The following is a 25,408-nucleotide window of genomic DNA, read 5'->3' as shown; positions in this document are numbered from 1 at the left end:
TTTTAACAAAAAGTGCTTTTAATCGATATTTTTCAGAAAATGATTTATATATTTGCAACTTATTAAATTGATTCTATGAAAAGTATTTACAAAATTTACATTCTTACATTCTTATTATTGTCTGATTTCGTTCTTTTTGCACAACCTGGTGACGATGATGGTAACGGTGGATTAGAAGGCGACGATACACCAGCAGCACCAATCGATGGAAAGCTTATATGGTTAGCGATAATAAGCATTTTGTTCGCATTTTATTATTTGAATAAACGAACCCAAAAAGCAGAATAATACAAACCCCTTACAAAAGGGGTTTTTTTATAACTATTCTTAATTTTTTTATTTTGATTTTCTTTAGTAAAAAAAAATCGGTCCTCAAAGACTTAATTCCTGATAATTTTACAGATATTCATTCGCATCTCATTCCAGGAATTGACGATGGGGCTAAAACATCTGAAGATGCAATAAAGTTAATAACCGAATTAGAAAAAATTGGATTCAATCAATTCATAACTACTCCTCATATTATTCATAATCTTTGGAATAACACGCATCAAACAATTAAAGAAGGTGAAAAATCATTAAACAATTATTTAATAGAAAATTCAAATAAAAAAGTAGTAAAAGCATCAGCTGAGTACATGATGGATACCTACTTTTTAGAACTTTTACAAAAAGAAAAATTATTGACACTTAAAGATTTCTACATTTTGGTAGAAATGTCCTATTTAAACCCACCGTTACAATTATTAGACATCATTTTTGATATTCAAGTTGCCGGTTATAAACCCATTTTAGCTCACCCGGAACGTTATTTTTTTTATCATAATAATTTTGATGCTTATCACAAACTACGAAAAGCAGGCTGTTTATTTCAGTTAAATTTACTCTCTGTAACCGGTTATTATGGTGAAAATGTGGCTAGAACGGCACAGAAGTTACTTTCAAATAACATGATTGAATTTGTAGGCTCAGATGTACATCACCTCAACCATGTGCAAAGCTTTGATAACCGTTTAATCATCAAGGAAGAAAAGCCATTGTTGGAAGCAATACAAAATAATCAATTATTTATTCTTTGAGTCAAATAGTTTTTTATACCAAGGCTTCACTTCCACTTCTTCTCCATATCCATAACCGTAGCCATAACCGTAGCCATAACCATAACCGTAGGTCTTTTTCCAATCGGTATCGTTTAATATTATGGCCATATTAGGAAGTTTTTTGTCTTTATAAAGTCCATCTGCAAATTTCAACATGCGTTTATCCAAATAGTTGGCACGCATAACATAAATAAAGGCATCTGCATTTTTAGCAACAAGTAAAGTGTCAGTAACCATACTTACTGGAGCAGTATCAACAACAATATAATCATACTCTTGTTTTAACTTTTCAAATAGCTCACTTAACTTATCATTCATTAACAATTCAACAGGATTTGGAGGAATAACTCCGGACGGCAAAGCATAAAAATTTTCATAACCATCCAACTTTACTATATAATCGTTTATATCTGCATTATTCTTGGTCAGATAGTTTGTTAAACCTTTGGAAGGCAACTGGACATATTGCTCTAATTTAGGGTTTCTTATGTCAAGTCCAATCAGTAAAACTCTTTTACCAGAAAGGGCAATAGTTGTGGCCAAGTTAATAGATACGAATGTTTTTCCTTCTTTAGGAATAGAAGAGGTCACAAAAATGGTTTTACACTTATCCTCAGGAACATGTGATAAAATAAATTCTAAGTTGGTACGCACAATTCGGATCGCCTCTGCGGAGCTTGACCTACTGTTCGCTTTGATAATCTGATCACTTGAATCGGATTTTGGAATATCTCCCAGAATAGGTATTGCAACTTTACCTTCAATATCTTGACGCGTTTTAATTTTAGTATCAAATAAAAACATCAAATAAATGACACCAAAAGGAATCAACAAACCAAGGACAATTGCTCCTAGATAAAAAATCTTTCTATTTAGTGAAACTTGTCCAGTTGCAAAAGCGGAATCAATAATTTTAGCCTTAGGAGAAGTAACAGCAAGAGAAATAGCAGTTTCTTCACGCTTTTGCAGTAAATACAAATAAAGCGATTCTTTAATTTGTTGTTGTCTGGAAATACCTTTGAAAATTCTATCAATTGTAGGTACTCGTCCAACTTTGTTATTGTAACGACTTTCCTGACGAGCCAAATTATTTTTAGTAATGCGAAGCGTAGCTAATTGACTTTTTAAGCCATCAACAATGCTAGACTTCAAACTTGCTAATTGCTTATCAATGTTTTTTACTTGAGGATTAGCGGTGGTACCGCTTTTAAGCAAACGTTGACGCTCAAGAATCAATTTATTATGCTGCTCAATTAAACCGGCTGCGGGGTTGTTAGGTAAATAAATCGAAGGAACCAATTCTTGAGAATCAGAAGTTGAAACAGAATTCAATAATTCATTCAATATACTAATGTCAGTTTCAGTATCCACAACAGATCTTTCATATTCTGAAGCACTACTTAAATTTAAAGAAGCATCTTCTTCTAAATTAGTCAATCGGTTCTCTTTCTTGAACGTTTCTGCATTTTTTTCTACACCCTCTAACTCACTTGTGATTATTTCCAGACGTTCATTAATAAATTTTTCCGTTGATTTGGCTATTTGGTTTCGATCAGCTACGGCATCTTCATTATATTTTTGAATCAACATATCAATATAATCAATCCCCTTTTGCTCTACTTTATCAACAATACTAAGTTGGATAACATTCGTTTTATCTTGATTGATAACTTGAACACGATTACTGTATTCATTAGCTTTGTTAACCAATTTAGATTTGATGATAAAAACATCATTATCAAAACTACTAAAATCAGCTACTTTCTCAACGGTAAAAATACCTAAGCCGTTTTTTACCGGTTGTCCATAAGCATATTCATTACCGTTGGATTTATTAAAATCGAATAGTTTAAACTTTTCATTTGAAATTGGAGAAATAATAAATGAGGTATCAATTGAATTGTATCGTTTGGATTTCTCTTGAAATGCTATTCGTAATGGCAAATCTTTATATAATTCCGGATTAATTACACGTCCCTCAACGTAATAGGTTAAATCTAAGCCTAATTCTTCAACAACACCTCGTGAAAGCGATTTAGATTTTAAAATAGCTATTTCGTTGTCAACATTGTTCTTTCCTGCAAAAATATTCAAATCACTAAAAGCTGAAAGCTCACTGGATCCACCTTTTTTCTCATCTTTTATTAAAATCGTTGCATTCACTCCATATTCTGGTACTGAATAACGCAAATAAAAATATACACCAATCAAACACAACAAAACCCCAAGTACAAACCACTTCCAATAGGACAAATAAATAAATAGTTGCTCTTTAATGTTAACACTATTTTGATTAGAATCGTTAGAGGGTAAAGGTAAATTTTGCATACTTATCGGGTAGCTAATATGGTAAGTGTTAATAACAAACTAATAACGGATAAAGTCAAAGGAAGGTTGGCTCCAATAACAGAAGACTCAGGTTTAGTAAATCGAGGTTCAACTATAATTAAATCGTTTTGTTTTAAATAATAAATAGGCGATTTAAGTAACTCAGAATCTGTTAAGTTAACTCGGTAATAGGATTTAATGCCGGATTCTTCTCTAACGACCAAGACGTTTTCACGGTTTGCTACCGGAGTTAAATCACCAGCTTGTGCCAAAGCTTCCATAATAGTTAATCGGTCAGAGTTAATTGGAAAATTACCCGGATTTTTAACTTCACCCATTACCGTAACTTTAAAGTTAATAACCCGAACAACTAGAATAGGATCTTTTAAATATTCCTCCAATTTAATTTTTAATAAATCATGTAACTCCGTTTTGGTTAAACCGGCTGCTTTGATAATACCAATAATGGGCAGATTAATTTCTCCTTGATTATCAACTAAATAACTACTAAACTGAACTGCATTTCCACCAACAACTTGTTCTGCATTTCCTCTCAAATTAAAGGGAGCTGCTGCTTCAATGGATTCTGATGATACGTTGATATAAATTAAATCGTCCAATTGAATTTTTGGTTCATACCGAACAATTTCAGTAGTAGAAGATTCTTCAATACCTTGTAGGTATATCATTTTCTTTTTAGAAGCACAAGATATCATCAAAAGGACAATACTCAAATATAATAAAAATTTAACTTTCATAAATAATGTAAAAAAATCTTGACAAAGATAGGTTTAAAATAGGCTTGATTATAAAAAATGCTTTATTAAGTATCCAATTCTTGAAAAACGGAGTTCATGCTTTTGAACTCAGGAACAATTTTTTTCATTTTGGATACAATTTTATCATTGGTCTTTAAGTGCGATAAAATAATTAAATCCTCCACTTCATCAGTCAACTTGTTAAATTCCTTGCAAATTTCTTCGGCAATCATAATCTTTTCATGATGTGTAGGCAGGTTTTTAGCAGAATTATTCAATAGTTCTTCATATAATTTTTCGCCCGGTCGAAGGCCTACAATCTTAATCTTAATGTCTTTATCAGGTGTAAATCCTGCTAATCGAATCATCTTTTTTGCCAAATCAATAATCTTGACAGGCTTACCCATATCAAAAATAAAGATTTCACCTCCATTACCCATTGCTCCGGCTTCCAATACAAGTTGACAAGCCTCCGGAATAGTCATAAAGTAACGAATAATTTCAGGATGGGTAATAGTAATAGGTCCGCCTTCCTGAATTTGTTTAGTAAACAACGGCACTACAGAGCCATTTGAGCCCAAAACATTACCAAAACGAGTCGTAATAAATTTGGTTTGCTTGGATGACCGATTGGCATTCATAAAATGGAGTGATTGTACATACATCTCTGCAATTCGTTTACTAGCACCCATAACACTAGATGGGTTAACCGCTTTATCGGTAGAAATCATCACAAAGTGTTCTACATTAAATTTTTTAGACAAATCAGCTAAATTCTTAGTACCCATAACATTGGTAAAAATAGCTTGAGAAGGATTCTCTTCCATTAACGGAACGTGCTTGTAAGCAGCTGCATGATAAACTACTTGCGGCTGAAAGGTATTAAACACTTTTTCGAGCGAATCATAATTACGAATATCTGCAATTACATTTCTGATAGCAACATCCTTGTCTTTACTTAAAATTTCTAATGACAAACTATGCAAAGGCGTTTCGGCCTGATCAAGCATAATAATTTTTTTTGGATTAAATTCCAAGACTTGTCGAACAATCTCACTACCAATAGAACCGGCAGCTCCGGTTATTAATACCGTTTTTTCATGCAATTGATTAGAAATGGATTTTGTATCTAAAACAATCGGTTTTCGTTCTAATAAATCGTGTATTTCAAAACTCTTAATGTTTTTAGAAATTTCTTTCTGATCATCCCAATCCGTCACTAAAGGAATGGTATAAACTTTTAAGTTAAACTCCAAACATTCGTCCACAATTGTCGAGCGATCCTCTTTATTTAAGCTTTTATCAGCTATAATTAATGCTTCTGCTTTCACAAAACGCATCAAAACAGGTACTTTTCGGTTTAAATTTAAAATAGGTAAATCTAAAATCCGTTTGGTGGTATTTTGATTGTTTTTATCTATAAAACCGATTAGCTTAAATCGTCCCGGTATTTCAGATTTAAGTGCATTAGCAACAGCAATTGCATTGGCATCAGATCCATAAATAATTGCTCGTGTAAGGTCTTTTTTATCTTTCCCACTAAAGAAATGTTCAAATGACTGTTTAACAATTACCCTATAAAAAAATAAAAAGGAAAAAGACAATACTGCGTTGATAAAAATACCTGTACTTAAAAACAACTTATCTTTGTCTGATAAAATGAAAATGAAGTTGATGATAACCATTACAACCAAAGTAGCTGATTGGGCAAAGAAAAGTTTCAAAGCGTCAATATAAGACGAATGCCTAATAATACCGGAATAGGTTTTAAAAACCCAAAAGAAAAATACGTTAATTAAAATATAGCCAAAAAAAGAAATGAATTTTTCATCAGATTGAATATATTCTAACTTAACACCCTTGAACAAAAAATAAGTTAAAATACTCGATACCGAGATGGTAAAAGTATCCAACAACAAAACAATCCAACGCGGCAAATAGCCAAGATTTTTAAAGCTAAATCTTAGACTCAGGCCTGAGGCAAATTGAGAAAACTCGTGAAGAAAATTCTTTTTTTCCGAATCGTTCAAAATTATTTTTTTTTAGTTAAAGGATAGTAAAGATATAAAAAAAATTAAATCTTAAAAAAATCTTAATTTGTAAATTGTTTTAAAACAGTCGAAATTCTACTTCGATCCTCATCGGTTAAGTTTGAACCGGAGGGTAAACACAGGCCGTTTTCAAATAATTTCTCACAAATATTACCACCAAAATAGGGATACTTTTGAAAAACGGGTTGCAAATGCATGGGTTTCCATAAAGGTCTGCTTTCTATGTTTTCTGCATCAAATGCCAATCGTAAATCTTCTCTGGTTTTTCCGTGACACTTTTCAGAATCGATAACAATAGCCGAAAGCCAATGATTAGAATAAAAATCAGAATTAGGTTCTTCAAAAACACTTACTCCTACTATTCCTTTTAATTCATGAACATAAAAATCATGCATTTTTCTTCGAAGTTTCACGTGTTCATCCAACACTTCCATTTGTCCTCTACCAATTCCGGCACAAATATTACTCAATCGGTAGTTATAGCCAATTTCAGAATGTTGATAATGAGGAGCCGCATCGCGAGCTTGCGTAGCCAAAAAAACTGCTTTTTCTTTCAATTCTTTTGTTTTGGCAACCAAGGCACCTCCACCGGAAGTAGTAATGATTTTATTTCCGTTAAACGATAAAACACCAACAGCACCAAACGTTCCACATTTTTTTCCTTTATACGTACTTCCCAAAGCCTCTGCACTATCCTCCAAAACCGGAATGTCATAACGGTGAGCAATTTCAAGAATTGAATCAACCTGAAACGGCATACCATACAAATGCACAGCGATAATAGCTTTTGGTTTTTTTCCTTTACTCATTCGGTCTTTAATGGCCTCTTCTAGAGCATTTGGACAAATATTCCATGTTTGCGATTCACTATCCACAAAAATCGGGGTTGCTCCAAGATAGGCAATTGGATTGGCTGAGGCTGAAAACGTCATACTCTGGCAAATAACCTCATCACCGGGTTGCACACCTAAAAGCACTAATCCCAAATGGATGGCGGCTGTACCGGAACTCAAAGCTCCAACAAACACATTGTTATTTAAATACTTTTCTAAGTCGGTTTCAAAGCCAGTCACATTGGGTCCAAGTGGTGCTACCCAATTCGCATCAAAAGCTTCGTTAACAAACTTTTGCTCATTACCACCCATGTGTGGCGAAGAAAGCCATATTTTTGGTTTATTCATTTGCTGAATTATATTTTATTATTTTTCCGGGATTGCCAACCACCACTGCATAATCGGGCACATCTTTCAAAATAACTGCCCCTGCTCCTATGGTTGACCATTTTCCTATTTTTACTCCTTGAATTATACTTGCTCCAATACCTACATGTGCTCCTTCGGAAACCAGAACATTTCCGGCCAACGAAACATTAGGGGAGATATGCACAAAATCTTCGATAACACAATCATGTTCAATAACTGCTCCGGTATTAATGATGCAATGTTTACCAACAATTGTGTCCGGATTGATAACTACCCCAGCCATGACAACTGTTCCTTCATTCACTTTAGAATGATTTGAGATGATTGCTGTGGGATGAATGGCTTTTGCAAAAGCACAATTTATTTTTGCAGCAAGCATCTTTCTGATTTTATTATTTCCGATTGAAAATATTAAATTAGTATAGGCGTTATCCACAGTACTATTTGGTTTTACAGTAGGATAACTTAATAGTTCAGTGATGTTTGGATTGTCATCCAAAATAGATGCTATAGCAATACCTTGTGATTCAAGAATATCAATAATCACTTTTCCATGCCCACTGGCTCCGTATAAGGTAACTTTATTGTCCATCAAACGGTTCTATTGTAGCTGCATCGGCAGCATTGATTCCTTCACTTTTAACAACTTTCATAACTGTTTTCAGCAGTATTTTTATATCCAACCAAAATGATAGATGATCAACATACCAAACATCATACTCAAATTTTTTATCCCATGAAATAGCATTTCTTCCGTTTACTTGTGCCCATCCGGTGATGCCGGGTTTCACTTCATGACGACGGTTTTGAAAATCATTATATAAATGGAGGTAATGTGTTAACAAAGGTCTTGGTCCTATTAAACTCATATCGCCAAGCAACACATTGAGTAATTGCGGAATCTCGTCAAGTGATGTTTTGCGAACAAACGAACCTACTTTGGTTAATCGATCGGCATCGGGTAACAAATTGCCTGTTGCATCTTTTTTATCGTTCATGGTTTTGAACTTGATAATCTTGAAAATCTTCCCGTTTTTACCCGGCCGTTGTTGAAAAAAAAAGGGTTTACCTTGATTGGAAAAATATAAAAAAACTGTAATACTTATAAAAATGGGAGATAACAGCAGTAAACCTACAAGAGCTGCAACAAAATCCAAGAAAGGTTTGAGACCATTTTTATACATGAAAAACAACTATTACGAATTGCAAAAGTAAACAATATTTGTTAGAAGAAATGGATAAGCAAGATTAAGAAATTATTTCATTTTTTGATATTCCCCTAATAAAGCCCGCCAGACTACATTTTGCTCATAACGTTCAACAATCATGCCACGAGAATTGTTTTTCATTTTAAGTCGTAATGCTTCATCGTCTAAAATCAACTGTAGGGCATCCAAAAGTTGTTGTTCGGATTTGGGAGGAATAATAAGGCCGTTCTTATTTTGAATAATAATTTCATTACAACCATTGATATCGGAAACAATCGAAGGAAGTTCCATTGCACCGGCTTGCATCACCACATTCGGAAAGCCTTCTCGATAGCTGGGAAAAACCAAACAATCGGAAATAGCTAAATAAGGACGAACATCTTGTTGGTATCCAACCGAAATAATACCTGTACAATGATTAATTGCCTCCAATGTTTCAACATCCAGCGGATCTAATTCGCTTTCTAACGGACCCACCAACAAAAATTTAGCGTGCGGATAAGTTATTCTAATCTTTTTAAACGCACTAACCGCTTCGTTAATGCCTTTATCTGAAACCAATCTCCCTACAAAAACAAACACAAAATCAGTTTCGGCAATTTGCAACGATTCTTTTAAAGCGGTTTTTTGTGCAAAGGAAAAATGTTCTTTGGAAAAATAGTTTGTATCAATTCCGTTAGAACTTCCGTTAGCCAACACCATTATTTTATGAGGTGTGGTAAATTTAAGATCCAGTATAATTTTTTTTAGTCCAAAAGAGTTAGGTAAAACATGAGTAGCACACCGGTAAGTCAATTTTTCAACAATATCGAGTAGTTTTCTCTTTTTTCCTTCAGCTTCTAAAAGCGGTAATCCGGCAACTGTGTGAAGACGATATGGAACTCCGGCTAATTTAGCAGCTAACATGCCAACGATTCCGGCTTTGGGTGTGTGCGTATGCACAATATGGGGTTTAGTCTTTATAAAATAAAGCCACAACTTTAGTAATGCCCAAATATCTTTGTGTGGTGTAATTTTTCGCGTCATTTCAAGATGATGTGTGGCAACACCCTCTCGTTCGCCTATTCTTTCAAGGTATTCTTTCTCGGAAGAAACGGCTGTAACCTCAAAATAATCCCGCATAAAACGCAACTGACCTGACAATAACTTATCGAGAGAAAGTGGAATGGTGGTGATACGGATGAGTTTTGGTTTACTCATTTATTTTCTTGATTAATTTTGCAGGAATTCCTCCATAAACACTATGTGACTCAACATTTGTTGTTACTACTGCACCTGCTGCAATAACGGAACGTTGATGTAGTGTTACTCCGGCTAAAATTCTACATCCACATCCAATCCAAACATCATTTTCAATGGTAACTTTACTGAATGTTTCTTTGTTGTATTTTATGGGAACTGTCACATCGTTCCAAGTATGATTAGTGGATAAAATGGATGAAGAATGAGCAATAGAAACATCATTTCCGATTTCAATTTCTCCGGCACCATCTATGTAACACATGGGATGGATGCTAACATTATTTCCAAATTTAATTAAATGAATATTGAAAAGAAAAACATTAGGTTGAATAGAAACATTATCACCGCACGATTTAGCTAGATTACGAAGCAATAAATACCTTATCAACAATCCGCTTTTACCATTCATATTTCTAAAAAAAGTAAATAAAAAGCGAAGAATAAAGCGGGGTAACAGCGAAAAAAAGGCTGATAAAAAATTAATTATTCGATTGAATTTTCTAAACTTATCTCTTCCTGATTCTGCCATAATTATTTCATAACACCCGTTTTGGTAGTATAACGAACATACAAATGTAAAGCTATTCCAAATGGAATTGCAAAAAAAGTAAGCAATTTATTTGTTGAATCACTCAGAAATGAGGCGTTTTTAATAAAAATAGAACATGAAACATAATGTATTGAATTCATAAAACGTTCTTTTAAAGTAGAAGAATATTTCATTCTTATTTTTCGTTCAAATGCAAAACCTTTTGGATTTTTTCTATACTGTTTAAAAATATTTTTACTTGATCCATCTGGCATATATTCGACAATGCACAAAACGTTGTGTATCACACCAAGATTATAATCTTGATCAATTAAAAGGTATTTATATCCGAGCGGAACAAAACGCTCATCAGAAAAAACAGGGTATTCTGGGTATTTTTTTATCACATCAGTACGATAAACAAACTTTTTATCACCTACTACATTATACCTAGATTTCAATTCAAAATATTTACATTCTTTCATATCGGGCGGAAAAGGTGTGCCTACAATTTCTCCGTTTTTAAAAGCGTCTAACCCAATCATTCCTGCCAAACTTTCACTTTTATTTTCCTTCCAATAGTTCAATATAATATCAATAGAATCCGACGGAAGAAAATCGTCTGAATCAATACAAACATTTAACTCAGTAGTAATATGAGCATAAGCAACATTATGTCCTGTGTGCATACCTCCATTCTCTTTATAAATGTATTCAATGTCAATTTTATTTTCCTTTTGCCAAGCATCAATTAATTCTTTTGTATTATCTATAGAACCATCATCGATAACCAACCAAATAAAATCTTTGTTAGTTTGGTTAACTAAACTCTCATACAATTGATGTAAGCAATAGGCTCTATTGTAAGTCGGTGTAAATACAGTAATACTTTTCATAATTTTTATTTGCCTAACACAAAATTTAAAACATAAGTGAACATAAAATAAATAAATAGAATTTTTCCAATCAACAAATGTTGTTTTTTAAACATTGATACTTTCAGTAGCGGATAAATGACTAGCAAACCTAATAAAAACCATGACAAATAGGCAAATCGATTGGAGAAATTAGCTCTAATAACTAATATCCAAAGAGCATTACACATCAGATAAATGGCGAATAAACGGTTATAGAAAACATCTTCAAAATGTTTTTTATAGATGTAATAATAACCTGCAAATACTCCAATGGCACTATAGAGTAGAAAATCCCAACGAAAACCAACTTTAATTTCTACAATTTTATCTAAATAAGCATCATCGTCTGAAAAATAACCGATTACGCGATCTTGCTCTATAAAACCTAGATTTAAAAAGAAATTTTCCCAAAACCCCCCAAGTGCCAGCGATAAAGGAATGGCAACAAACCACGCTAACAAATACGTTTTCAAATTTTTATAAAATAATGAAATTGTATAGGCAATAGTAGGTATAATCAACGAAGTATGAATTGATACCGAAAGAGCGATAAAAGCTATAGTAGCTGCCTTTTTGTCTCTAGAAAGAGCATAAATAAAAATACTGGTAGCCAAACCATTACGAATTCCGTTGGTGCCATAGGCCCAAAATGAGAAAGAAATAACTAAAATAAAAAAAGAGTAAAACCAGTATTCTTTAAATATTTTTTTAGAAGCCAAATAGAGCGGAATCACATATAAAAAAGCACAGAGTAAGAAGAACATTTCAGCAGTCATGATACCCGAACAAAACTTCATAAATGTTCCAAAAAAAATCTCTTTATTAGTATTTAAAGGTGCTCCGTTGGCATAGTCTTTAAATTCTAAGGCATACACAGCCATGTCTGCAAAGGTAAAACTGATAGGTCGAGTACCCATGTATAAAACAATTAGCCAAAGAAAAAAGTTTCCAAGACTATTTTTACTACTTAAGTTATTTTTATCAAAAATCTCAGTGTTATTGGATTGTATAAAAACAAGTAAAACTATTAACAATAAAATATTGTAATAGAGAGAAGAATAATATTCTAATGGTATAATTGTATTCAATTCAATTTTTTAATCAATTTCTTGTAAATAATTCTCTGACACTTTCTTCAAATCAAATTTACTTAATAAATCAGATTTATTTTGATTTAAAATGATTTTATAATTTTCATTAGTCAATACTTCCAATAATGAATTACTAAAGACAACTTCCTTTTTAGTTATATCATAGGTACTTGGTAACCCCAATGAACCTTCAAAAAAATTAGGTGTGATGATTCCACTTTCAGTATAAATTAACTCATCACCTCCCGAAAAATCTTTATTAGACATCAATTCTATTATACCGTCTGTGCAATTAGAAACAACCATGGGAACTCCTAAAGCAATCGATTCTACAATAACATTGGGTGTTCCTTCATAATGAGATGATAAAGCTAAAACAGTAGCCTTGGTAAGGTACTTATAAGGATTGGCTTTTCTTCCTAAAAAAACTACTCGTTCATCTAATGCATAATTATGAATTAATTCTTTGCAATAGTTTTCAACCAAAGGATCACCATCTCCAACAAAAAGTAAAGAGATGTCTTTATTTTTAGTTGCTAATAATGAAAACGCCTTTATTAAATGCCATGGAGCTTTTTGCAAAGATAAACGGCCAAGAAATAAAATAGTTTTATTTCTAAAATAAATTAATTCATGATCATCAATTTCTTCTGTGCTTTTATCCAGAATTAGATTTATATTGTGAGGATTGTAAATTACTTCTAATTTATTCTTAAACTTAAATTCACAGTTTTCAATCAAATCTTTTTTTATCGCTTTACTAATACAAACCACTTTATCAAAGTAAAAGTAAGAAGATTTGAATCCAAGCTTAAAAAGCTTATTTAAATATGTTTTGTTTGAAAATTCAACACTTTTGAGAGCATGAATACTGGCGATTTTAAATTCGTTTGTAAAAGTTAAAGATGAAAACATATTGGCCATGTCGCCAAAAGCAATAGAATGAGTAATTTTATTTGCCTTTATTATTTTTCTAAGTAAAATGGGTGCTTTAAGATAAAATAATGCTCTATTATACTTTGTCATTTGAGCAAAATCAAGCCTGCTCATAAACAATTCATCTTCACCAAAATTAATAATATCTGTGGGTAATTTAATTATTTTAACTGCTTTCACCGTATAACCAATACTTTTGTAATAATCATAAAAAGTTAAGGCTAATCGCTCCATTCCTCCAACACTGCCATAAGGCATAATCAACAAAATATTTTTCATTTGTTTTAATCTTTAAAAAGTGCATCCCACTGGGGCATAACGACCTCAGGCAAATAGCGTTTCACATTTTGTTTAGCTGCTTTTCCCATTACCATACGTTGTTCTTCATCTTCTATGAGTTGACTAATAGCATTGGCAAAAGGTTGGATTGCATCATTGGGAACTACTATGCCATCTTGTTGATGCGTTACAATATCAGCCGGGCCATACGGGCAATCAAAGGTAACACAAGGAACACCACAAGCCATCGCTTCAATCAGAACCATACCAAAACCTTCAAATCGAGACGACAAAACAAAAATAGAGCTATCGAGGTATTTGGACTGAATGTCTGCTACCGGCGGAAAAAAAGTGACTGTTTTATCTACTTGTAATGTGCGGGAAAGGTCAGCAAGTCGATATTTCTCATCAATTTTACCGTAAATTTCCAATTGCCAATCGGGATGGGCTTTTTGTACGGTGACCCAACTTTGCAACAATCGATCATAGCCTTTTTGCAAACTATGCTTGCCCACTGCAATTACTTTTTTTTGGGTTAGCGTAGAAGAGTCCGTGGGATAAAAAGATAGGGGATTAGGAATCACCATCACATTATGCATTGGCCACTCTTTGGTATTATCAGGTGTCAATACGATAAATTTGTCAAAGGTTTTGCCGAGTTGTTTCATTAAATAAAACTTGGCTCCTACTTTTACTTTTTTTAGAAATGATGGTTTTTCACCTAACTCAACGACTTTGGAAACATGACGTTCATAAAACATCGGACACGGTTTTTGAAGTAAAAGCGGTAGAAAAAATCCTTTTAAACCATCATCACAAACTAAAATAATGTCAGGTTGAATGGTTTTTATTTTTGATTTTAATCCGCCAAGGTAACTTTTGAAATAGTGAATTGGGTTTCTGCCTACAATAATATCATGATGAATTATTTTTTTACTAAACGTATAAAAAGGAACAGCTCCGTTATTGTTTAAGGTTAAAATATGCACTTCATACGCTAATTCATCAGCCAAATAGGATGCTTTTACTGACAAAACCCGTTCGAGTCCTGCCGGATCTTTAATGCCGTTGGTAATGTAAAGAAGTTTTATTTTAGAATTTTGGAGCATTACTTTTTAATTTTGGCTTTTAAATTAACAATCATTCCGGTAACAACGTTTAAAATATAATGTAGTTCAATTGATTTTCGATAAAAAACATAAAGAACTCCGTTAAAAATTAGCAACGACAAAAATAGTTTAATTACCAACCCTAACCAACCTGATAACGGAATTAAATAAAATAATCCGAATAATAGGACTAAAACGAGTAGAAGTACCGCTATGTATGAAATGTATTTTGTGAAGTATAATTTTGGATTAAGTTCTAATGCTTTCGAAAACACTACATACGGATCATACCAAGCATTTGTTACTGCTCTTGCGATGGCCATTGAAATTAAAATTCCGAATAAGCCATAGTAGTTTCCTAAAATAAAAGATAATATTACATTAATGATTGCAGTTCCTAAAATAAACCAACGCCCTTCTTTAAATAAACCAAAAGTAGATTTAAAGGTCCAGACAGCATTTTGCATTCCCACCATGTAAAAATTCAGTGCTAACACACCTACCACTGGAAGTGAAAGAGTGTACTCATTACCAATCCAAACAGTAATAAAATCATTAACCAATAAAATGATAAGTGTGGTTGCCATACCAAATATCCAAAAATTTGCAAAGTTTACGATAAAAAAAACTTCTCGTTTTTTTTCAATTGTTTCTTTCACATTTACATTAGCTATACTACCGGTAAGACCTGAAAAAACTTGCATAATTAAACCAGAAGCTAAACCAATTAATAAGGTATAATTTGATAAAAGCCCTACTGCTTTAAGTCCGGAAAAGTAGTTTAAAACTATATTACTGGTATTGTTTACTAATAATCCTCCCACTTTTACTATGGCGGTAGATTTTAAATTGGAAAATATTTTTGCCTTAACCGTTGTTTCTACTTCTTCGTTTTTGTAAAGAGCTAAAAAAGGATAATATTTTTTGACAAGTTGTGATAAATATAAATTTCCGCCTAGCTGACAAATTAATTGAATTGATAGGTATAGTAAGAAATTTTGGAAGACAACTAACGATAAGATTTGTAAACTATTTTGAATAATAAAAACAACAATATTCCTTTTGGCTATTACATAACTCTTTTGATCAGCATGAAATAAACTTATTTTATAGTAAAAGAAATACGAAGCAACAGTATTGAATAAAAAAAGTAAATAAATTAAATGTAAATCAGCTGCAAGTTGTTGTGGTGGGTTATCTACAATTTGAGAAAGAAATGGCAAAACTAGTAAGCCTAATCCGGCAACCACTCCCGCAATAATAAGGTAAATCTTTTTGAAGAATCGAATTAATGCAGCAATTTGTGCTTCGTTTTTATCGGCTAATGGTTTGAATAGTGCATAAAGAATGGCACTGGTTATACCCAATTCAGCCAACGAAAGAAGCGTTAATATGCTAGAAAACAACCCATTTACCCCTAAATATTCAATGGCTAAGTATTGTATGAAAATGGTACGACTTACGAACCCCAAAATCATCTGCACTACTTGCGTGAGTAATCCAAAGGATATGTTTTTTACGGAATTACTGATTCGGGAATTGTTGTTCATTTATTTTTACTAATCCTGCGTTAAATCTGGAAGCAAATATAAACTTTTGAATTTTAAATTATTATTTGATTTGAAGAATTGATTTATCATTACCTTCAACCACACTCCGCAAGGCAAACCCCTGCGTAAACGGTAAAATATCAAATTCTTGTGAATGCACTCCTATGGCTTTCGTATCGCCTTGCGAAAAATCGATGGCTCCATCACGGCGGGTTACTTTCATAAGGTAGTGAAGTGCTTTTTCAGTGGCTTGTTTGCATTCGTTTTGTATTGACGGAATACCAGCAGCATTTGTTAAAAACCAAGCTAATGTCGCCGTAGTTGAAGAATCACTTCGGGTACTATCCTGCATTATAATCCAACCCCAACTTCCGTTTTCACGTTGATATTGCATCGCCATACGGGCAAATTGCTCCACCCATTGTGTCATTTCCTGTTTTTTGGGATGAGTATTGCTTAAAGCTCTCCAAGCATCAATTAAGCCAATAGCATACCAGCCTAATCCTCTTCCCCATCCGAACAAACCAACAGGAAGTTTGGTCTTGTTTATATAGGTATGACATGGAATAAATAAATCACCCAGCATGGCATGAGTATTAAATTCTTCTATCTGTTTAATGCCTAAATTTAAAGCCTCACTATTATTATACATTTGACCGTATTCTACCAAAAAAGGACAAATAAAACCTATGGTATCAACAAATCGGTATTTTTTACTTTGCTTTTTATAAGCAACCGTACTATCGTCTCCTTTAAGATTTTGAATGAGATTCCATAACGCATCATAAGCCGGCTTTAATTTTTGGTGGTCAATCCATGTTAACTGAATAAAAGCATAACCTAAAATAACACCGTCACTTTCCAAGATAGGGTTTACCCAATTGCCATCGGGTTTTATTTTACGGTCAATAAGCCGTTGTATTTCTATTTTTATCTTCTCATCTTTTGTTTGCTGATACTGAGCAGACAACCCTAAAACTAATGCCGCCTCCTGCCAATATTGAATGGCGTCTCGTTTATAGTTACCGCGAAGAATATCAATTATAATCAATCGGTGATTATCCGTAAGCTTTATTGTAGGAGTACTTTTCAACCATTTTATAGAACAGTTTTGAACAGCCATCTTCCATGACTCTTTGTTTTTCCATTGGCCAATCTTAATCCTTGAAAACCAAGTTTTAAAACTCACAAAAAAGTCCGGAATAAAAAGACAAAAAAACAGAACTAATAAAAACAAAATTATTGCAGTACTCATCATGGTTTTATTTGCTTAATAATTTGCAATGGATTGCCCCCGGCAACACACATTGGTGGAACATCACAATTTACAACACTATTGGCTGATATAACAGAACCCCTCCCTATAGTTACTCCGGGAAGCACTACAACGCCAGTTCCCAGCCATACAGAATTTTCAATAACAACCGCTTTAGCATGGCCGTGTGTGTTAATTCGATTGTCAACATTATCAAAAGATAAATCATGACCATTACAATCTATAATTTGGCAATTGGCAGCTATCAAACAATTATCTCCAATACTTATGCTCTTATAAGCATGAATAGCAGATCCATGTATTCGGGTGTTACTACCAATTGTAATAATAGCATCTTCCCTATCAGCCATTAACTTACATTGTGAGAACATGTTAACATGATAACCATAATTATCAGAATTTATAGTAGTGTTATCGCCAATAATTAATTTTGCTTTTGGATGTAATTGAATAATAGGCTCTTTTTTAAAAAGAACCCTTTCCCCCAATTGAATGGGCATTTTAGCAAGTTTTTTTCTAAACCGGAACTTTATCCAATACCCCCACAATGCCCTTAGATAGTTAAAAACTTTCATAATTATTATTTTAAACTTTTTATCAAATCTTCAATAATCCAATGCTGTGGAGTGACTTTTTCGTTATGCCAATTCAAATTTTCGTCCCAAAACCCTTCACAGTAGTCATAAGCTGAAATAGAATATCCATAGGAAATCTCAATAATTAAAGGATTATTATCTTTATCAAATACAAAATCATAAGCAATACTTTGTGTTTCAAGTTTATTGTTAATTTCAAAAGCAATTTTGATACAACGTAAATCAATTTGGTTTTTATCATAAACTATTTTTCCACTTCCTGATGCTCTAAAATCATTCTCTCTTACAAGGCGTTTAAGTGCAAATGCTTTATTACCTACCACTACCACACGAATATCAAATAAATTATTTGGAATAAAATCCTGAAAGTAAACGTATCCCTTTTCACGTTGATGCAATTCTCCTAACTGTCCAAACTTTGGAAATACAAATCTGTAAAAAGCCTTTAATAGTCCTAAAAAATTTCCTTGTCCATCTTTAAAATTTTTAATTCTATAGTTTAAAAGCGTTAATCTAGACTCCTTAAACGGCTCAAACCCATTTTTAAATGCTCTCTTTACGACACTTTTAGATTCTTTAAAACTATGTAACAAACGAACGTTAGATGAGCCTGCTCCCCGCTTAAGTTTAAAAACAACCGGATACTTCTGTTCTTTAAGCCAATTTAAGGCTTCTATTTCATCATAAAATACATAGCTCGCTACCATTGGAGCTTTAATCGCTTCTAATAAATATTTTTGAGCGACTTTATCATCAAAATGCCAAGTCGTTTTAAAATTAGGAAATACAGTAATTCCTGCATGTTCTAAAGAAAAAATAACATTTTTAGCGGTTAATGCATCTTTGTGTAAATGTTGAGCATGATTCCACATAAAAACGTCACAATCGTCAACTTCTGCAATTATATCAGAGCTATAAGCATTAACAAGCTTATAACTTATATTATTTTTTTCGCAGTATTCTACCCATCTTTCTGAATAACTATCTATTCTTTTATGAATGGCAATTTTCATTTTTTTTATTTTAATTTGTAAAAGGAAAACCTTAAAACTATTGAGTTTACCTAATTCTTATTTATATATTTTTCAAGTATCTAAAATTAACTCTATTTTTAAAATCTAAAACCCATTTGATCTTTTAAATCTTCGCTCATTTGCATTCTCTTTTCAAAAGAAACATTTTTTTGAATTGAATAGGAATCATCATAGTTAGGAAGTACTTTCATTAATTCTTTCTGCTTATTCAAATAATCTTCAACGGTACAAATAAACTTGGCAGGATTACCTCCTACTACAGTATTTTCAGGAACACTTTTAGTTACAACACTTCCTGCAGCAACAATTGAATTTTTGCCAACTCTAACACCGGGCATAATCAGTGCACGGGCACCAATAAAACAATAGTCCTCCAAAACTATTTTACCAATTTTAGTGCCTCCTAAAGGAATTTTTGTACTGGCATCATGAGCTAAAAGATAAGCTTGGGGAGCTATGGTTACATAATCACCAATTTCGATTAACCAAGCGTTAGAATTATCTACCATTAAGCCGGGTTGTATTTTACATCCTTTGCCAATTTTTAATCCATTTTTAATATCATCTTTTAACCAAACTTCTTGGTTAATATATTTTCTTAATCGTGATCTTAAAAAATTAATAATTTTCATAAGTAAATTTTTATTTTTCAATTATATCATAAAGAATTTTTAACTCTTGATCGTTGTTAATTTGAGAAATGCTTAGATTCTGTTTAAGTTGTTCTCCAATTTCTTTATTTTCAATTAGTTGTATTATACCTTCTGCAATGGCTTCTTCATTTAAATCAACAATATAACCGTTTTCAAGATGAGTAAGTTGGTCTGAAACCGTTGGGAAATTAGTAGCTAAAATAATTTTTTGAAGAATTTTTGCTTCTTCAGTAGCACGTGATTTTCCTTCAAATCTTGACGTTTGAGCATAAATTGATGCTTTTTGCAAATAAGGATAGGGGTTTTCTTTTGCTCCGATCAAAAAGAAATGATCCGTTAGTTGCAAATTATTAATTTGGTTTTGCAATTCGTTTCTCAAATTACCTTCTCCTAAGATATACCATTTAACAGCATAACCTTTTTGAACCAAAAGAGAACATGCTTTAATGGCTAAATCAAAACCTTTTTGGGGATCTAATCGTCCGACAGAAACAATAGTGTGACCTGAAAAATCTTCTTGTATTGGTTCTGCAGCCATAACTTTAATAGTTTCTAATGAAAAAACACTTTGCATGGTTCCGATTTGAATGGGTAGATCTGAAAAAAGTCGTTGCAAAATGGCTTCACAGGATTTAGAAACAGTTAACAAAGCGGTTAATTGTTTAAAATAAGGTCGATCCAATTCCGGATCCATACCTAACTTTTCATAGTCATTTCGGATAAACGCAATTTTTTTGGTCGAAGTCACTTTATCAACATTGTAGCAATTCGGAATATTTTCGAGGAAGCTGATCGATACATCATACTTTTGAGGTAGCTTAGGTAAGCAAATACGCATAGCTCTCCACAATTTTTGATCTTTGATAGTAGGCACTGGTTCGTTTCTGGCATAGAATAAATAAACCAGTCGGGCTAAAATTATATCCCATCGAAATGTAGCTAAACTTCTTAAAACCGCTGTTTTAAAAGACATGTCAAAAAAGGGAATCTCTTTGGGAGCCGGCAAAAGTTGAACTTCCTTGGGTAATTTTTTTAAAAAAACACCTTCGCTTTTCATCAATAACAAATCAACATCATACTTCTGATAATCAAACACTTGAAGCAATGAAACAAGTGCATTTTCTGCACCGCCACAACTTAAATTATTAATGATAAAAAGTATTTTTTTCTTGGTATTATTCATGAATTAATGTATATAATTTTTCAATTTCTGTAGCTGTATCCAATTGTAAAAATTGCAATTGTTGACTCAATTGTAATCGAAGCTCAGCATCCAATAGCATTTTTTCAATTCCTTCGGCTAAACTTTCAGGATTCATTTTAGTAATATACCCGGTTTGTAAATGTTCAATTTGATCACCAACAGTAGAAAAATCTGTAACAAGAATTGGTTTACATAAAATTTTTGCCTCATCTATTGCAATGGATTTACCTTCAAATCGGGAAGGTTGAACGTAAATAAGTGCATTTTTCAAGTAAGGATACGGATTCTTTTTTAAACCCAATAGAGAAACATGATTGGAAAGTCCAAGAGTTAGTAGTAACGTTTCTAAATTTTTTCGTTCCGGTCCTTCACCAATAATATACCATTTAATAGCTACTCCTTTATCAACCAATAGTTTAACGGCATGAATCGCCATATCAAATCCCTTTTGAGTATCTAACCGACCGATGGAAAGCAAATAGTTTTCATCTTTTGAAACTTTCATATCAGCTTGAGCCATCTGATTGATTAAGTCAACGGAAACAATGTTATACATTATTTTAAATTTTGAACTCAGTTCGGGAAAAGTATGTTGCAATACTTCTAAACATTGCTCAGAAATGGTCAAAACAGCATTCAATTGTTTGAAATAGGTAAAATCAAACTCTTTATTTACTTGGAGCTTTGTATAATCGTTATGTATAAAACCAATTTTTCGATCGGCTTTAATACAATCTACAACTAAGTAGTTAGACGTTTTTTCCAAGAAACCAATGGCAGCATCATACGTTTTGTTGACAGAGCCAATAATAGGCTGAAGGTATTTCCATTGCTGTTGTTCATTTACACCTATAGTTCTTTTTTTTCTGCCTTGCCAAAAAAACATAAATCTGCAGAAAGCCAATTTGATTTCTAACCGTAGTAAAAAAAATAAAACTGCCTTGAGAAGCGGTAATGAAAAAGTATCATAGGCTTTCCCGAGCTGAACAAGATTTACTTGGTGAGGCAAACTATCAAAAAAAATACCCTCATTCTTTAGAAGCAACAAATCAACGGCATACAAATCATAGTTTATGGTATGCAATAAATTTACAAGGCTTTTTTCAGCCCCACCTGCATCAACTGATGGAATGATAAATATGATTTTTTTTTTCATTTTAAACTATTGATGCCAAATACTCACCTGCTTTAAAAGACATTGATTTAGTTTGCGGCATTTGTTTGTTTAGAATTTCACGAAGTTCTGCTTCGTCACGTTTTAATTCTTCGAATTTTTCAATTAATTTGGTTGTGTCTGAAATTTCACTTAAATCCAAAACTAGTCTTTCACTACCAAAAATATCTTTTGCAATTCCTTTAGATTTTACACTATAACCTAAAACCATCGTTGGAACCATATTAGAATAAGCTGCAATGGTTGCATGAGTCCTAGCCCCAATAAAAAATCGCATACGAGCAATATACCCTTTGTATTGAATAGCATTCAAATTATCTGGTAACAGAATGATACGATTACTAGATTTAAATTGGTTATAAAACTCCTTCAAAATTTCATAATCGTTATTGCCATTAATCATGACATGAGGGGTTAGAGCCACAGTCATATCAGTGGTATCCAGAATATGTTGAATTAATTTTAAAGAAGCTTCTTTTGACGATTTATTTTTTTTCCAAACCAATGGACTATAATTAAATCCCAGGGTATTACCTTCTTGCCAGCCTGCCGGAAGTGGAAGCTCTTCTTTTTCCATCGTAAAAGCACCATCTGCACAAAGTTTTACATTGGTAATTCCGTTATTTTTTAATATTGTCTCTGTGAGTGTCTCTCTTACTAATAATAAATCAAATTGTTTTAAATCTTCAATTTTAGCTGGTGATAAATCTTCTTCTCCAATGGAAGCACCCCAAAGGACTATTTTTTTTCCTGCATTTTTAATGCATTTATCAACAACATAAAGCCAAGGTTGTTCTCCGTAACAATAGTTATCTCCTCCTACTGATAAAAAAACATCATGCTGTGGAATCAAATCTAAAAGCTTTTTGTTCATTGCTTTATGTGCAAATTCATCAGAATGATGAAATTTGACATAATACAAACTTTTAAACCAATCTAAACTGTATTTTTTTATTGGCCTAGAGAGGGTGTCAAATACTTTATTAATTCCAGGTATATCTCTATCAGATTCAGGATCAAAAGATGCTAAATTAATTGTTGCAGTGGGGTTGCTCTTCTTTATAATTGGTATTGCAGATCTTATTATTGCTTCGCATCCTCTATTTAAACTTCCGCCGTGTAAAAAAAGTAATATTCTCATTTGTTTCTGTAATAACTAAAAAGTGTTAATATATATATATAAAATATGTTTTTATTCCTAATCCCATCAAATATAGCACCCTTGTATCTAGTAAGATTAAGTTCATTTTTAAGGCTAATATCCGAAAAAACATCAGATACCTCCTGATTGTTTATGATTTCTTTTAATTTAAATAATCTTTTCTTTAAAGAAAGTCCGCTTTTGGGATTTGCATAAATATAGGTTAGCGAAATAATTTTTTTTACAAAAGTAACTTTTTTTAAATGTTGAATTTCTTTAGAACTGATAACATCACCTAATATAGGTGTCCAATCGATCATATAGTTCTCAACTGCTTTTTGAATATAATTATGTTTAAAAATATTTCGTGTTGCACTTTCATCAACCTCTCTATATTGATAACCACAATAATCAAAAAAGAAAACTTTTTCACTACAAATCAAAAACTGTATATTAAAATGACCGTCTTCTCCTAATTTAACTCCTTGTGGAAATCGTATTTGATTTCTTTGAATTATACTATTTGAGAAAAGTTTATTGCAAACAGAATAAAACTGAGCATCTTTAATAAAGAAACGAAGTAATGTATTTCTTATCTCTTCTCTATGTAGAACATTGAAAAATTGATTAAAACTTTCGTGGTCAAATAGCTTAGAAAATACAACATCTACTTCATGTATTTCAATTATGTTATATAAATTTTGTAAAAAATCTTTATCAATAGTATCATCTCCGTCAACAAAACTAACATATTTTCCTTTAGCAACTTCAAGTCCGGCATTTCTTGCAACAGAAACACCTTGGTTTGCTTGTGATAGTATCTTTAATCTAAAATCAGTTTCAGCATATTGTTTTAAAATTGTTAATGAATCATCTTCACTACCATCATCGATACAAATTACTTCAATATCAGATAAGCTTTGATTTAATACAGAATCAAGGCACTCTGCTAAATGATTTTCAGCATTGTAAACCGGTATCACAACAGAAATTTTAATCATAGTATTAAAGTGAATAATATTCTTTATACCATTTAACAAAAGCGGCTACACCAACTTTTATATCAGTGTTGGGATTATAATTGAAATCGTTTTTTAAATCTTCAACATCGGCCCATGTTTTTTCTACATCGCCTGGCTGCATGGGTAATAGTTCTTTGATGGCTTTTTTTTGTGTAACCTCTTCAATGGCCTCAATAAAATCGAGTAATTTTACAGGTTTACTGTTTCCTATGTTATACAATTTATAGGTTGTTTTAAAGGTGTCTTCTTGAAAAGCCTTGGCAATTTTTAACATTCCGCCTACAATATCATCAATATAAGTAAAATCCCTTGACAAATTACCGTGATTAAACACTTGTATAGGTTTATTATTTAAGATAGCGTCTGTAAACAAGAACATGGCCATATCAGGTCTTCCCCAAGGTCCGTAAACGGTAAAAAACCGTAAACCAACCGTTTGAATTCCAAATAGATGACTATAGGTGTGAGCCATTAATTCGTTGGCCTTTTTGGTAGCTGCGTACAAACTAATCGGATGATCTACTGCATCTTCGGTAGAAAAGGGAATCTTCTCGTTTAGTCCATATACACTGGAACTGCTGGCATAAATCAGTTTTTTCACGTGATGATTTCTACAACCCTCCAAAATGGATAAAAATCCACTCACATTACTTTCTACATATTTAAAAGGTTTTTCTAGACTATAACGAACACCCGCTTGTGCGGCTAAATTGCAAACTAAATCAAATTGTTGATTTTTAAATAGTTGATTTACAGCGTCATGATCTTCCAAATTGAGCTTAATAAAACTGAACTTTTCATTATGCTTTAAACCCAAATACAATTGATTATAATTCAAAGTAACTTCGGTGATTCCAAGTTCATTTAATCTACCTAATTTAAGCTGAACATCATAATAATCGTTGAGATTATCCAATCCAACCACTATATGCCCCTCTGAAAGTAATTTTTCAGACAAATGATAGCCAATAAATCCGGCTGCTCCTGTTACTAATACTTTCATACCAT

General features: G+C 32.5%; 24 protein-coding genes. 2 read left to right on the top strand and 22 right to left on the bottom strand.

What is annotated here, in order from left to right:
• Window positions 1–75 precede the first annotated feature (75 nt).
• Together B4N66_RS06925 and B4N66_RS06920 are read left to right on the top strand one after the other, a co-directional pair.
• Entirely contained in the window at window positions 76–288 is a 213-nt protein-coding gene (locus tag B4N66_RS06925) for a hypothetical protein (RefSeq protein ID WP_291093417.1), read from the top strand.
• Window positions 289–341: 53 nt separating this feature from the next.
• On the top strand, window positions 342–1,079 hold the full coding sequence (locus B4N66_RS06920; protein ID WP_291093416.1) for a tyrosine-protein phosphatase: 738 nt from the start codon (window positions 342–344) through the stop codon (window positions 1,077–1,079).
• Here the strand turns inward: B4N66_RS06920 and B4N66_RS06915 are convergent.
• From B4N66_RS06915 to B4N66_RS06810, 22 genes are all read right to left on the bottom strand, one after another.
• Window positions 1,065–3,428: a GumC family protein gene (locus B4N66_RS06915; protein ID WP_291093414.1), complete on the bottom strand. Its 2,364-nt coding sequence runs from the start codon at window positions 3,426–3,428 to the stop codon at window positions 1,065–1,067. The genes B4N66_RS06920 and B4N66_RS06915 overlap by 15 nt on opposite strands.
• A gap of 2 nt (window positions 3,429–3,430) precedes the next feature.
• The gene (locus B4N66_RS06910; RefSeq protein ID WP_291093413.1) at window positions 3,431–4,117 is read right to left on the bottom strand and encodes a polysaccharide biosynthesis/export family protein; all 687 of its coding nucleotides are present in this window, start codon (window positions 4,115–4,117) and stop codon (window positions 3,431–3,433) included.
• Window positions 4,118–4,251: 134 nt separating this feature from the next.
• Complete coding sequence (locus tag B4N66_RS06905) at window positions 4,252–6,216, bottom strand: nucleoside-diphosphate sugar epimerase/dehydratase (RefSeq protein WP_324522779.1); 1,965 nt, start codon at window positions 6,214–6,216, stop codon at window positions 4,252–4,254.
• Window positions 6,217–6,278: 62 nt separating this feature from the next.
• Complete coding sequence (locus B4N66_RS06900) at window positions 6,279–7,418, bottom strand: DegT/DnrJ/EryC1/StrS family aminotransferase (RefSeq protein WP_291093412.1); 1,140 nt, start codon at window positions 7,416–7,418, stop codon at window positions 6,279–6,281.
• Entirely contained in the window at window positions 7,411–8,031 is a 621-nt protein-coding gene (locus tag B4N66_RS06895) for an acetyltransferase (protein ID WP_291093411.1), read from the bottom strand. The genes B4N66_RS06900 and B4N66_RS06895 overlap by 8 nt, the downstream gene beginning before the upstream one ends.
• Window positions 8,021–8,623 (bottom strand): sugar transferase, encoded by a 603-nt coding sequence (locus B4N66_RS06890; RefSeq protein ID WP_291093410.1) that lies wholly within the window; start codon window positions 8,621–8,623, stop codon window positions 8,021–8,023. The genes B4N66_RS06895 and B4N66_RS06890 overlap by 11 nt, the downstream gene beginning before the upstream one ends.
• Before the next feature lie 72 nt (window positions 8,624–8,695).
• Window positions 8,696–9,847: a glycosyltransferase family 4 protein gene (locus B4N66_RS06885; RefSeq protein WP_291093408.1), complete on the bottom strand. Its 1,152-nt coding sequence runs from the start codon at window positions 9,845–9,847 to the stop codon at window positions 8,696–8,698.
• Window positions 9,840–10,418 (bottom strand): acyltransferase, encoded by a 579-nt coding sequence (locus B4N66_RS06880; protein WP_291093406.1) that lies wholly within the window; start codon window positions 10,416–10,418, stop codon window positions 9,840–9,842. The genes B4N66_RS06885 and B4N66_RS06880 overlap by 8 nt, the downstream gene beginning before the upstream one ends.
• 2 nt (window positions 10,419–10,420) lie before the next feature.
• Window positions 10,421–11,314 (bottom strand): glycosyltransferase family 2 protein, encoded by an 894-nt coding sequence (locus tag B4N66_RS06875; RefSeq protein ID WP_291093404.1) that lies wholly within the window; start codon window positions 11,312–11,314, stop codon window positions 10,421–10,423.
• A gap of 5 nt (window positions 11,315–11,319) precedes the next feature.
• Complete coding sequence (locus tag B4N66_RS06870) at window positions 11,320–12,423, bottom strand: EpsG family protein (RefSeq protein ID WP_291093403.1); 1,104 nt, start codon at window positions 12,421–12,423, stop codon at window positions 11,320–11,322.
• Between the two features lie 9 nt (window positions 12,424–12,432).
• Window positions 12,433–13,641: a glycosyltransferase gene (locus B4N66_RS06865; RefSeq protein ID WP_291093402.1), complete on the bottom strand. Its 1,209-nt coding sequence runs from the start codon at window positions 13,639–13,641 to the stop codon at window positions 12,433–12,435.
• 5 nt (window positions 13,642–13,646) lie between these two features.
• The gene (locus B4N66_RS06860; protein WP_291093401.1) at window positions 13,647–14,750 is read right to left on the bottom strand and encodes a glycosyltransferase family 4 protein; all 1,104 of its coding nucleotides are present in this window, start codon (window positions 14,748–14,750) and stop codon (window positions 13,647–13,649) included.
• Complete coding sequence (locus B4N66_RS06855; protein WP_291093399.1) at window positions 14,750–16,300, bottom strand: lipopolysaccharide biosynthesis protein; 1,551 nt, start codon at window positions 16,298–16,300, stop codon at window positions 14,750–14,752. The genes B4N66_RS06860 and B4N66_RS06855 overlap by 1 nt, the downstream gene beginning before the upstream one ends.
• Before the next feature lie 61 nt (window positions 16,301–16,361).
• Window positions 16,362–17,555 carry a glycoside hydrolase family 88 protein gene (locus B4N66_RS06850; protein WP_291093397.1) on the bottom strand — a complete coding sequence of 398 codons (1,194 nt, stop codon included), beginning with the start codon at window positions 17,553–17,555 and terminating at the stop codon, window positions 16,362–16,364.
• Window positions 17,555–18,151 carry an acyltransferase gene (locus tag B4N66_RS06845; protein ID WP_291093395.1) on the bottom strand — a complete coding sequence of 199 codons (597 nt, stop codon included), beginning with the start codon at window positions 18,149–18,151 and terminating at the stop codon, window positions 17,555–17,557. Before B4N66_RS06845 ends, B4N66_RS06850 begins: the two co-directional genes overlap by 1 nt.
• 5 nt (window positions 18,152–18,156) lie before the next feature.
• Window positions 18,157–19,185: an ATP-grasp domain-containing protein gene (locus B4N66_RS06840; RefSeq protein WP_291093393.1), complete on the bottom strand. Its 1,029-nt coding sequence runs from the start codon at window positions 19,183–19,185 to the stop codon at window positions 18,157–18,159.
• A 98-nt stretch (window positions 19,186–19,283) separates the two neighbouring features.
• Window positions 19,284–19,859 carry an acyltransferase gene (locus tag B4N66_RS06835; RefSeq protein ID WP_291093392.1) on the bottom strand — a complete coding sequence of 192 codons (576 nt, stop codon included), beginning with the start codon at window positions 19,857–19,859 and terminating at the stop codon, window positions 19,284–19,286.
• Window positions 19,849–21,042: a glycosyltransferase gene (locus B4N66_RS06830; RefSeq protein WP_291093391.1), complete on the bottom strand. Its 1,194-nt coding sequence runs from the start codon at window positions 21,040–21,042 to the stop codon at window positions 19,849–19,851. The genes B4N66_RS06835 and B4N66_RS06830 overlap by 11 nt, the downstream gene beginning before the upstream one ends.
• Complete coding sequence (locus B4N66_RS06825; RefSeq protein ID WP_291093389.1) at window positions 21,035–22,219, bottom strand: glycosyltransferase; 1,185 nt, start codon at window positions 22,217–22,219, stop codon at window positions 21,035–21,037. The genes B4N66_RS06830 and B4N66_RS06825 overlap by 8 nt, the downstream gene beginning before the upstream one ends.
• Window position 22,220: 1 nt before the next feature.
• Entirely contained in the window at window positions 22,221–23,378 is a 1,158-nt protein-coding gene (locus B4N66_RS06820) for a polysaccharide pyruvyl transferase family protein (RefSeq protein WP_291093388.1), read from the bottom strand.
• Complete coding sequence (locus B4N66_RS06815; protein WP_291093387.1) at window positions 23,375–24,379, bottom strand: glycosyltransferase family 2 protein; 1,005 nt, start codon at window positions 24,377–24,379, stop codon at window positions 23,375–23,377. The genes B4N66_RS06820 and B4N66_RS06815 overlap by 4 nt, the downstream gene beginning before the upstream one ends.
• 4 nt (window positions 24,380–24,383) lie before the next feature.
• Window positions 24,384–25,403: an NAD-dependent epimerase gene (locus B4N66_RS06810; protein ID WP_291093386.1), complete on the bottom strand. Its 1,020-nt coding sequence runs from the start codon at window positions 25,401–25,403 to the stop codon at window positions 24,384–24,386.
• Between the last annotated feature and the right edge of the window lie 5 nt (window positions 25,404–25,408).

It is taken from the genome of Flavobacterium sp. UBA2787 (assembly GCA_002352205.1).
GTDB lineage: Bacteria > Bacteroidota > Bacteroidia > Flavobacteriales > Flavobacteriaceae > Flavobacterium.
Note: the sequence above shows the minus strand (reverse complement) of the source record. Positions and strands in the feature narration are given on the sequence as shown.